Here is a 9,564-nt window from a genome sequence, read left to right as displayed (position 1 = left end):
TCCCATCCCGAACTCGGAAGTGAAAACCCGCTGCGCGGATGGTACTGCCGGGGCCACCCGGTGGGAGAGTACGGCGCCGCCGGCCTTTTATTCCGAACGCCCGCCCTGATCCTCGTGATCAGGGCGGGCGTTTGGCGTTCTACTCCACGGAAGCGGTCGTCATGCAGTGGGGCCCCGATTTACTTGCGCCGCCTCGTTCGTCCGGACTAGATTCGGCCCCATGGATGAGAGCGGCGACGAGGTGACGACGCGGGCCGGCTACGTGGCCCTGGTGGGTTATCCCAACGCGGGCAAGTCGTCGCTGATGAACCGGCTGGTGGAGCAGAAGCTCAGCATCGTCACGCCGCTGGCGCAGACCACGCGCGAAAAGGTGCTGGGCATCGACACCCGCGACGGCGTGCAGATGGTGTTCGTCGATACCCCCGGGCTGGTGGAGCCGCGGTACCTGCTTCACCGGGCCATGCTTCACGCCGCCACCGACGTCATCGGCGACTCCGACGTGGTGCTGCTGCTGGTGGATGCGTCCGCGGGGATCCCCGAGTTCTCCCCCGACGTGCTGGAGCTGCTCGCCCGGGCCAAGGGGCTGATCGGCGTCAGCAACAAGCAGGACCTGGCCCGGCCGGGACAGAGCGAGCAGGTGAAGCACTGGACGCAGGAGCGGTTCGGCATCGACCCGGTCGAGGTGTCGGCGCTGACGGGCGAGGGGGTGGGCGGCCTGCGCGAGGAGATCGCCCGGCGCCTGCCCGTGTCGCCCTACCTGTTCCCCGAAGACGACGTCTCGTCGCAGCCCGTCCGCTTCTTCGTGGCCGAGTTCGTGCGCGAGGCGGCGTTCGAGCTGTTCGAGAAAGAGGTTCCGTACAGCATCGCCGTGAAAGTCGACGAGTTTCGCGAAACCGCGACGCCGCTGTACATCCGCGCCACCATCTACGTCGAGCGCCCGACGCAGAAGGCCATCCTGATCGGGCAGGGGGGCGCGGCCATCAAGAAGCTCGGCCGCTCGGCGCGCGAAAAGATCGAGGAGTTCGTCGGCGCGCCGGTGTACCTGGACCTATGGGTGAAGGTGCTGCCGCGCTGGCGCAGAGACCCGCTTCAGCTGCAGCGCTTCGGCTTTTCCATTCCCACACAGGAAGAACGCACGTGATCGAGCCCTGGCTGCTGGACCTGCTGGTGTGCCCCAAGTGCCGGGGCGAGCTGACCTACGAGAAGGACCCGGAATCCCTCGTCTGCGCGGCCGACCGCCTGCGGTACGAGGTGCGCGACGGCATTCCCATCCTGCTGATCGACGAGGCGCGTCCGCTGGACACCGCCGGGAGCGTTTGACAGCCGCCGCCGCGGCCGGATAGTATCTCCCCCCTCCTTCGCCCTGCACACCCGTAGCCGGACGTCATGCCGCCGCGCATTCTGTTGCACTTCACGCCGCACGGCCGCCCCCCGCCGGGGGTGGTCAGCGAGTTCGCGGCGGAGCGCGGCCTTCCCGTCGTCGATGCCACCGACGGCGGCGACGTGCTGGAGCGGGTGGGGCGCTCGTACCCGGCCGCGCTGGTGATCGACGCGACGCCGCCGCTGGACGCGGCCCTTGCCGTCTGCCGGGCTCTCAAGGACGAGGCGTTCACCTCCGTGGTCCCCGTGATCGCCTACGCGACGGGGCAGGGCGAGGGCGACGACCCCGCGGCGCTGTCGCTGGAGGCGGGCGCCGACGAGGTGCTGAACCACAAGCTGTCGGAGCGCGAGTGCGCGCTGCGGCTGCGGATGGCGCTGCGGCGGGCGGAGCGCGACGTGAGCGTGCACCCCACCACGCTGCTGCCGGGAACGGTGCAGATCGAGCGCGACATCGCCCGGCGGCTCGAGACGGGCGAAAAGTTCGCGGTCTGCTACTGCGACCTGGACCATTTCAAGGAATTCAACGACCGGTACGGGTACAACAACGGCGACCGGGTGATCCTGATCCTGTCGCGCATCCTTCGCGACGTGGTGAGGGCGCACTCGCCGACGGCGTTCGTGGGGCACATCGGCGGCGACGACTTCATCTTCAACGCGCCCCTGGACGACTTCCGGAAGTGCTGCGAAGAGGTGATCAGCGTGTTCAGCGAGCTGATCGACCTGCACTACACGCCCGAGGACCGCGCGCGGGGCTCGTTCTTCGGCAAGGACCGGCGCGGCGAGGGGTACGAGGTGCCGCTGATGACGCTTTCCATCGGCGTGGTGACCAACGAGCACCGCTCGTTCGTGCACACGGCGCAGATCAGCGAGCTGGCCACCGAAATGAAGGCGTACGCCAAGACGTTCTCCGGCTCCATCTACGTGGTGGACCGGCGGCACGGCGGCGAGAGCGCCCTGGCGGCGGCCACCGCATCCGACGAGAACGCTTCCGGGAACGACACGCAATGAACGTCACCTGCACGCACTGCAGCACCGTCTTCCGGGTAGATCCGCGGAAGGTTCCCGACGGCGGGGTGCGGGTCCGCTGCTCCATCTGCCGCGGCGTCTTCCAGGTTGCCGGCACCGGCGCGGCGTCGGCGGCTCCGTCCGCCCCGGCGCCTGCGCCCGCCCCGCAGCCCGCGGCGCCGTCTGCACCGACGCCGGCCCCGCAGCCCGCGGCCGCCGCTCCGCCCGCGCCTGCGCCCAAGCCGGCCCCGGCTCCCCCCGCGGCTCCAGCGGCTCCGACGCCCGCTCCGCAGCCCGCTCCAGCCGCGGCCGCGCCGGCCCGGTCGGGGGGATTCGGCTTCGGGTCCAACGATCCAACGGCCAAGGCGCGGCGCTTGGCGCGGGCGCTGGTGTCGGACATCGTGACGTACCATCCCGAGCGGCGCGACACGGCGCTGGCGGACGGCACGCTCAAGCGCGAGTTCATGGAAGAAATCAAGAAGAGCTGGGAGGAGTACGTGGGCCAGGTGGGCGCCGAGACGGCCCGCGGCACGCCCCACTTCCGCGACGCGCTGAACGAGATCCTGGCGAAGGGGCAGAACCTCTTTTAGTGCGTTAGTGCGTTAGTGCGTTAGTGCGTTAGTGCGTTAGTGCGGGAGTGAACGGCGGCTGGGGCGCCGGCTCGAAGCTCGTGGCGCGCCGGCAGCTACTTCCGCACTCACGCACTTCCGCACTCACGCACTTCCCCTCCTCCCCGGGAACCCGTACATTCCCGCAGGTTACAAGACAGCAGTGGGGCCGCTCCTCCGGGCGGCCCTTGTCGTTGCCAGGAACCCGACCGATGACCGAAGACCTTCGTAGCGCACTGGACACGTACCGCAACCGGCTCGACGAGCTGGGGAGGTTTCTTTGACCTGGCTGCCAAGCAGGAGCAGCTGAAGTCGCTGGAAGCCCGCATGGCCGAACCGTCGTTCTGGAACGACCAGGAAAAGGCCCGCGAGCTGATCGCCCTCACCAACCAGGTCAAGGGCTGGGTGGGCCCCTGGGAGCAGATGTCGGCCAAGGTGAACGACCTGGGCGAAATGCTCGACCTGCTGGAGATGGACGCCGACGAAGAGATGGGCGCCGAGGTACGGAGCGAGGTCGAAGCGCTCGGCCCCGCGCTCGAGGCGCTGGAGCTCAAGAACATGCTCCAGCAGCCCGACGACCACCGCGACGCCCTGATCACCATCCACCCGGGCGCCGGCGGCACCGAGAGCCAGGACTGGGCGCAGATGCTGCTGCGCATGTACACGCGGTTCGGCGAGCGCAACGGCTTCGAGGTGGAGCTGCTGGACCTGCAGGAGGGCGAAGAGGCGGGAATCAAGGACGCCACGCTGGAGATCCGCGGCCAGTACGCGTACGGCTTTCTCAAGGCCGAGCGCGGCGTGCACCGGCTCGTGCGCATCTCGCCGTTCGACTCGGCCGCGCGCCGCCACACCTCGTTCGTCTCCGTCTTCGTCTCCCCCGCGGTCGACGACACCATCGAGATCGAGGTGCGCGAGGAAGACATCGAGATGGACGTGTATCGCGCGTCCGGCGCCGGCGGGCAGCACGTCAACAAGACGTCGTCCGCGGTACGGCTGCGCCACCTGCCGTCGGGCATCGTCGTGGCCTGCCAGCAGGAGCGCTCGCAGCACAAGAACCGCGCGACCGCCATGAAGATGCTCAAGGCGCGCCTGTACCAGCGCGCGCTCGAGGAGCAGGAGGCGGAAAAGGCCAAGCTCGAGAACACCAAGACCGACATCGCCTTCGGCAGCCAGATCCGCTCGTACGTCTTTCAGCCGTACACCATGGTCAACGACCATCGCACCGAGCTCAAGCTGACGGACGTCCAGAAGGTGATGGATGGCGACCTGCAGCCCTTCATCCACGCCTACCTGCGGCAGTTCGGGGCCGTGCACTCCGATGGCCAGTGACGAGCTGACGCCGGGCGAGGAGCACCTGTCCGACGAGCGCGTCGTCGCCGACCGCGTCGCCAAGCTGGCCCGCCTGCGCGAACGCGGCGTGGAGCCGTACGCCTACTCGTACGAGCCCACGCACGGGGCCGCGGAGGCGCTGGCGCTCTTCCACGCCCACGAGCAGGCGCACGGCGCCGAGGAGATGGGCGAGCGCGTGCGCGTGGCCGGCCGTCTCGTCTCTCGGCGGGTGATGGGCAAGAGCACCTTCGGCCACGTCGCGGACCGCACGGGCCGCGTGCAGCTCTACCTGCGCGTCAACGACCTGGGCGCGGAGTACGAGCTGCTGGACCTGGTGGACCTGGGCGACTGGATGGGCGCCGAGGGCACGCTCTTCCGCACGCGCACCGGCGAGGTGTCGCTCAAGGTCTCGTCCTTCCAGCTGCTGGCCAAGGCGCTCCGTCCGCTCCCCCTGGGCAAGGAAGAGGTGCACGCGGAGACGGGGGAGCGCATCGTCCACTCCGGCTTTACCGACGTGGAGGCGCGCTACCGCCAGCGCTACGCCGACCTGGCGGTGAACCCCGCCGTGCGCGACACCTTCGTCCTGCGGGCGCGGATCGTCAGCGCGCTGCGGCGCTTTCTGGACGAGCGCGGGTTCATCGAGGTGGAGACGCCCGTCCTGCAGCCGCTGTACGGCGGCGCGCTGGCGCGGCCCTTCACCACGCACCACAACGCGCTCGACATGCAGCTGTACCTGCGCATCGCCGACGAGCTGTACCTGAAGCGGCTGATCGTGGGCGGCATGGAGCGGGTGTACGAGATCGGCAAGGACTTCCGCAACGAGGGGCTCAGCCGCTTTCACAACCCCGAGTTCACCATGCTGGAGTTCTACGCCGCGTACCTGGACTACGAGGGCGTCATGCGGCTCACCGAAGAGCTGCTGAGCCACGTGGCCCGCGAGGCGCTCGGCGACCGTCCCGTGGCCTTCGGCGGGCACGAGATCTCGTTCGCGGCGCCCTTCGCGCGCTACACCATGTACGAGGCGCTGCAGGAGATCGGCGGCGTCGACGTTCCGGGCTCCAACGACGACCAGCTTCGCGACCGCGTCCGCACGCTCGGCTTTTCGGCGGACGACGTGAAGGCCATGGGGCGCGGCAAGCTGATCGACGAGCTGTTCGGCGCCTTGGTGGAGCCGAAGCTCATCCAGCCTACCTTCATCACCGACTATCCGCGCGAGATGTCGCCCCTGGCCAAGCCCAAGCGCGGCGACGAGGCGCTCACCGAGCGGTTCGAGCTGATCGTCGCCGGCAAGGAGCTGTGCAACGCCTACAGCGAATTGAACGACCCCATCGACCAGCGCGAGCGCTTCGAGGCGCAGAAGCGGCTGGCGCTGGCGGGTGACGAGGAGACGCAGCCCATCGACGAAGACTTCCTTCGCGCCATGGAGTTCGGCATGCCCCCCACCGGCGGGTTCGGGATGGGGGTAGACCGGCTGACCATGATCCTTTCCGGCCAGCCGTCCATCCGCGACGTGATCCTGTTCCCCACCATGAGGCCCGAATGAGCCTTGAGTGGCGCGTCGCCAGGCGCTACCTCTCTTCGCGGCGGGGGACCAGGTTCCTGTCGCTGATCACGCTGATCGCCATCGGCGGCGTGGCCGTGGGGGTGATGGCGCTGATCATCGTCACCGCGGTGATGAACGGGCTGCAAAACGAGCTGCGGCGCGGCATCCTGGGGGTCAATCCGCACGTCTTCGTCCTTACCTACGGCGAGGGGATGAAGATGCAGGGCTGGCGCGGTCCCGTGCAGGACGTGCGGAAGATCGAGGGCGTGGTGGCCGCGGGGCCGTTCGTCCACACCGAAGTGGGCCTTCGCAACCGCGGCGGATATTCGGAGGGGGCGGTGCTCCGCGGGATCGTCCCGGCCGGTGAAGGCTCGGGGGTCACCGACATTCCCAAGCTGATGAGCCAGAGCCGCGTCAGCTTCGGGCCCACCCGCAGCGGGCTGGCGCCGATCGCCGTGGGCGTGGGGCTGGCCGGCCGGCTGGGGCTGATTCCCGGCGACACGGTGACGGTCATCTCCTTCAGCAACGTGCGGATGACGCCCATGGGGCCCATGCCCCGGATGGAGCTCTTCGAGTTCGTCGGCGGCCTGAAGACCGGGATGTGGGAGTACGACAACAAGTTCTCGTACACCAGCCTTGCCGCCGCGCAGCACCTTACGGGGCTGGACGAGGCGGTGTCGGGGCTGGAGGTGCGGCTGAAGGACCCACAGGATGCCGCTGAGATCTCCCGGGCCATCGACCGCCAGCTGGACCTCCCGTACCGCACCGAGAACTGGATGACCATGAACGCGCCGCTCTTCAACGCGCTCAAGCTGGAGAAGCTGGCCCTGTTTCTCATCCTGCTGCTGATCGTGATCGTCGCCGCCTTCAACATCGTCTCCACCCTGGTGATGGTGGTGACCGACAAGACGCGGGAGATCGGCATCCTGAAGTCGATGGGAATGACGTCGCGCCGCATCCTGCGCCTGTTCATGGTGCAGGGGCTGGTGATCGGCATGGTGGGCGCCACCATCGGCGGGATCGGCGGCGTGCTGGTGGCCTGGTTGACGGACCACTTTCGCCTGATCCGCATCCCCGGCGAGATCTACTTCGTCAGCCACCTGCCGGTGAAGGTGAACCCGGTGGACCTGGTGGGCATCCTGCTCGCCACGGTGGTGATCTCGTTCCTGGCGACGGTGTATCCCGCCTGGCAGGCCGCGCGCCTGGATCCGGTGGAGGCGATCCGCCATGAGTAGCGAATCGCCGGATCGCCCGGTGGAGGCGTTCGTGGGTGACGGGGCGCCGATGGAGTCCGCCGCCCTGCCCGAGTCGACGATCGAAGCGGAGCCGCGGCGCTCGTTCGACGGGGTGGAGCCGTCCATCAGCGCCCGGGGCGTGCGCAAGTCGTACGTGGGGGGCGACGGAACGCCCATCCACGTGCTGGACGGGGTAGACCTGGACGTGCGGCCGGGGGAGATGGTGTCCGTAATCGGCGCGTCGGGCTCCGGCAAGTCGACGCTGCTCCACGTACTGGGCGCGCTGGACCGGCCCGATCAGGGCACCGTGTCGGTGGGCGGCGTGCCCGTCGCCGGGCTCAACGAGCAGGGGATGGCGGAGCTGCGGGCCAAGCGCGTGGGGTTCGTCTTCCAGTTCCACCACCTCCTGCGCGAGTTCAGCGCGCTGGAGAACGTGATGATGCCGCAGCTGATCGCCGGCACGGACGAGGGCAGGGCGCGCGAGCGGGCCAGGGAGCTGCTGGACCTCGTCGGTCTGTCCGGGCGGCTGGAGCACAAGCCGTCGCAGCTGTCCGGCGGCGAGCAGCAGCGCGTCGCCGTCGCACGCGCCCTCGCCAACCGTCCGCTGGTGCTGCTCGCGGACGAGCCCTCCGGGAACCTGGACCCGTCCACCAGCGACCGGCTTCACGAGCACCTGTTCCGCGTCTGCCGCGAGGAGGGCGCCGCCATGGTGCTGGTGACGCACGACCTGGCCCTTGCCGCGCGGGCGGACCGCGTCCTGCGGTTGCTGGGCGGGCAGCTGGTCGACGCCGCCCCCGGTGCCCCCGGGGCGGCCGCGTGAGAGAGGCGGGACGAAATGCTGTGTGAAAACTGCGGCAAGAACGAGGCGGCCATCCACCTCACGCAGATCCAGAACAACGAGATGACCACCCGCCACCTGTGCGAGGTGTGCGCCGAGGGGATGGGCCTGTCGTCGGGAAGCAGCGCCAGCGCGCCGCTGGCCGACTTCATCGCCCAGATGGGGAAGGGAATGCTGGCCGAGACGGTGTCGCAGCCCGGCACCTGCCCCGCCTGCGGCCTGTCGCTGGCCGACTTCAAGAAGACGGGGCGGCTGGGATGCCCGCGCTGCTGGTCGGTGTTCGACGCGTCGCTGCGCGGGCTGCTGCGCAAGCTTCACGGCGGCACCCAGCACAGCGGCAAGGTGTACCTGCCCCCCCACCCCTCGGAAAGCGACCGCACCGCCCGCATCGTCAGCCTGCGCCGCAGCCTGACGCGCGCCGTGGAGTCCGAGGACTTCGAGCGCGCGGCGGGGCTGCGCGACCAGATCCGCCGGCTCGAAGCCGGCCAGGAGGCCTAGGTGCCGAACGACTTCCTGGACGGCGACGCCGACGCGGGCCTCGCCTGGCTGCGCGCCGACGGCCCCAACGCCGACATCGTGCTTTCCACCCGCATTCGCCTGGCGCGCAACCTCCAGGGGTTCCGCTTCGGCACGCGGGCCGACCCGGCCGACCGGCGCGAGGTGCTGCGCCAGACCCTGGCCGCCTCCGACGCCGCCCCGGCGCTGCGCGGGGGGCGAACCGTCACCGTTTCGGAGCTGGGCGGGGGCGAGCGGCAGCTGCTGCTGGAGCGCCACCTGGTCAGCCGCGAGCTGGTGGGCGGCGAGGGGCACCCCGCGCCGACGAGCACGGCACTGATCATGGCGCCCGGCGAGGCGCTGAGCGTGATGGTGAACGAGGAAGACCACCTGCGCCTGCAGAACATCGTGGGCGGCTTTCGCCTGCGCGACGCCTGGCGCGACGTGGAGCGGCTGGACGACGAGCTGGGCCAGCGGCTTCCCTACGCCTTTCACGCCGAGTTCGGCTTTCTCACCAGCTGCCCGACCAACGTGGGAACGGGCCTCCGCGCGTCCGTCCTGATGCACCTTCCGGGGCTGGTGCTGACGCAGGAGATCGGCAAGGTGCTGCAGGGGATCAGCCAGGTGGGGCTCACCTTCCGCGGCCTGTACGGCGAGGGGAGCGACGTGGTCGGCAACTTCTTCCAGATCAGCAACCAGACCACGCTGGGGAAGACGGAGGAAGACCTGATCGACCACCTGCAGCGCATCGTGCACCAGGTAGTGCAGTACGAGGCCCAGGCCCGGTCCGTCCTGCTTCGCGACGCCCCCGTGGTGATCGAGGACAAGGTGTGGCGCGCGTACGGGTTGCTGCGCCACGCCAGGTCGGCTTCGTTCGAGGAGGTGATGAACCTTCTGAGCGGCGTACGGCTGGGCGTGGGGCTGAAACTAATCGGAGACGTACGTGTACAGACGCTGAACCGGATCATGATCTTTGCCCAGGCGGCCCACCTCGAGCGCGTGGTGGATGGAAGCCTGCCCCAGGGCGATCCGGACGTGAGGCGCGCGGCGTTCGTCCGCGGCATCCTGGCGTCGGAGGAATCTGGCGCGACGCATGCGTAATGCGCGCGTGGAACGTGGGAGTTCGCCCCG

The 9,564-nt window shown here is 69.3% G+C and carries 10 protein-coding genes and 1 rRNA gene; all 11 read left to right on the top strand.

What is annotated here, in order from left to right; translation table 11 throughout:
* Positions 1-85: ribosomal RNA gene (gene rrf / locus VGB24_RS17660) — 5S ribosomal RNA — on the top strand; the annotation flags it as partial.
* A 135-nt stretch (positions 86-220) separates the two neighbouring features.
* Positions 221-1,141 carry a GTPase Era gene (era, locus tag VGB24_RS17655; RefSeq protein ID WP_331074268.1) on the top strand — a complete coding sequence of 307 codons (921 nt, stop codon included), beginning with the start codon at positions 221-223 and terminating at the stop codon, positions 1,139-1,141.
* Positions 1,141-1,320: a Trm112 family protein gene (locus VGB24_RS17650; protein ID WP_349263937.1), complete on the top strand. Its 180-nt coding sequence runs from the start codon at positions 1,141-1,143 to the stop codon at positions 1,318-1,320. Before era ends, VGB24_RS17650 begins: the two co-directional genes overlap by 1 nt.
* 66 nt (positions 1,321-1,386) lie before the next feature.
* Positions 1,387-2,388, top strand: a complete 1,002-nt coding sequence (locus VGB24_RS17645) for a diguanylate cyclase (RefSeq protein ID WP_331074266.1) — start codon at positions 1,387-1,389, stop codon at positions 2,386-2,388.
* The gene (locus VGB24_RS17640; protein ID WP_331074265.1) at positions 2,385-2,975 is read left to right on the top strand and encodes a zinc-ribbon domain-containing protein; all 591 of its coding nucleotides are present in this window, start codon (positions 2,385-2,387) and stop codon (positions 2,973-2,975) included. Before VGB24_RS17645 ends, VGB24_RS17640 begins: the two co-directional genes overlap by 4 nt.
* A gap of 230 nt (positions 2,976-3,205) precedes the next feature.
* Positions 3,206-4,322, top strand: a protein-coding gene (gene prfB, locus VGB24_RS17635; RefSeq protein WP_333783672.1) for a peptide chain release factor 2 whose coding sequence is annotated in 2 segments (ribosomal slippage) — positions 3,206-3,262 and positions 3,264-4,322 — 1,116 coding nt in all. Because the reading frame shifts where the segments join, the coding sequence is not laid out codon by codon here.
* Positions 4,312-5,865 (top strand): lysine--tRNA ligase, encoded by a 1,554-nt coding sequence (gene lysS, locus VGB24_RS17630; RefSeq protein WP_331074264.1) that lies wholly within the window; start codon positions 4,312-4,314, stop codon positions 5,863-5,865. Before prfB ends, lysS begins: the two co-directional genes overlap by 11 nt.
* Positions 5,862-7,100 (top strand): ABC transporter permease, encoded by a 1,239-nt coding sequence (locus VGB24_RS17625; protein WP_331074263.1) that lies wholly within the window; start codon positions 5,862-5,864, stop codon positions 7,098-7,100. Before lysS ends, VGB24_RS17625 begins: the two co-directional genes overlap by 4 nt.
* Complete coding sequence (locus VGB24_RS17620; RefSeq protein WP_331074262.1) at positions 7,093-7,920, top strand: ABC transporter ATP-binding protein; 828 nt, start codon at positions 7,093-7,095, stop codon at positions 7,918-7,920. Before VGB24_RS17625 ends, VGB24_RS17620 begins: the two co-directional genes overlap by 8 nt.
* 15 nt (positions 7,921-7,935) lie before the next feature.
* Positions 7,936-8,436, top strand: a complete 501-nt coding sequence (locus tag VGB24_RS17615; protein ID WP_331074261.1) for a UvrB/UvrC motif-containing protein — start codon at positions 7,936-7,938, stop codon at positions 8,434-8,436.
* A complete protein-coding gene (locus tag VGB24_RS17610) occupies positions 8,437-9,534 on the top strand; it encodes a protein arginine kinase (protein WP_331074260.1) in 1,098 nt (365 codons plus the stop codon).
* Positions 9,535-9,564: the final 30 nt, after the last annotated feature.

The organism is Longimicrobium sp., from assembly GCF_036399935.1.
Classification (GTDB): Bacteria; Gemmatimonadota; Gemmatimonadetes; order Longimicrobiales; family Longimicrobiaceae; genus Longimicrobium.
This window is presented reverse-complemented; position numbering and strand designations above follow the sequence as displayed.

Excerpts from the sequence above, each read along its gene's own strand:
- era (WP_331074268.1), top strand. The coding sequence starts at position 221 with ATGGATGAGAGCGGCGACGAGGTGACGACGCGGGCCGGCTACGTGGCC.
- VGB24_RS17645 (WP_331074266.1), top strand. The coding sequence starts at position 1,387 with ATGCCGCCGCGCATTCTGTTGCACTTCACGCCGCACGGCCGCCCCCCG.
- VGB24_RS17640 (WP_331074265.1), top strand. The coding sequence starts at position 2,385 with ATGAACGTCACCTGCACGCACTGCAGCACCGTCTTCCGGGTAGATCCG.
- lysS (WP_331074264.1), top strand. The coding sequence starts at position 4,312 with ATGGCCAGTGACGAGCTGACGCCGGGCGAGGAGCACCTGTCCGACGAG.
- VGB24_RS17625 (WP_331074263.1), top strand. The coding sequence starts at position 5,862 with ATGAGCCTTGAGTGGCGCGTCGCCAGGCGCTACCTCTCTTCGCGGCGG.
- VGB24_RS17620 (WP_331074262.1), top strand. The coding sequence starts at position 7,093 with ATGAGTAGCGAATCGCCGGATCGCCCGGTGGAGGCGTTCGTGGGTGAC.
- VGB24_RS17615 (WP_331074261.1), top strand. The coding sequence starts at position 7,936 with ATGCTGTGTGAAAACTGCGGCAAGAACGAGGCGGCCATCCACCTCACG.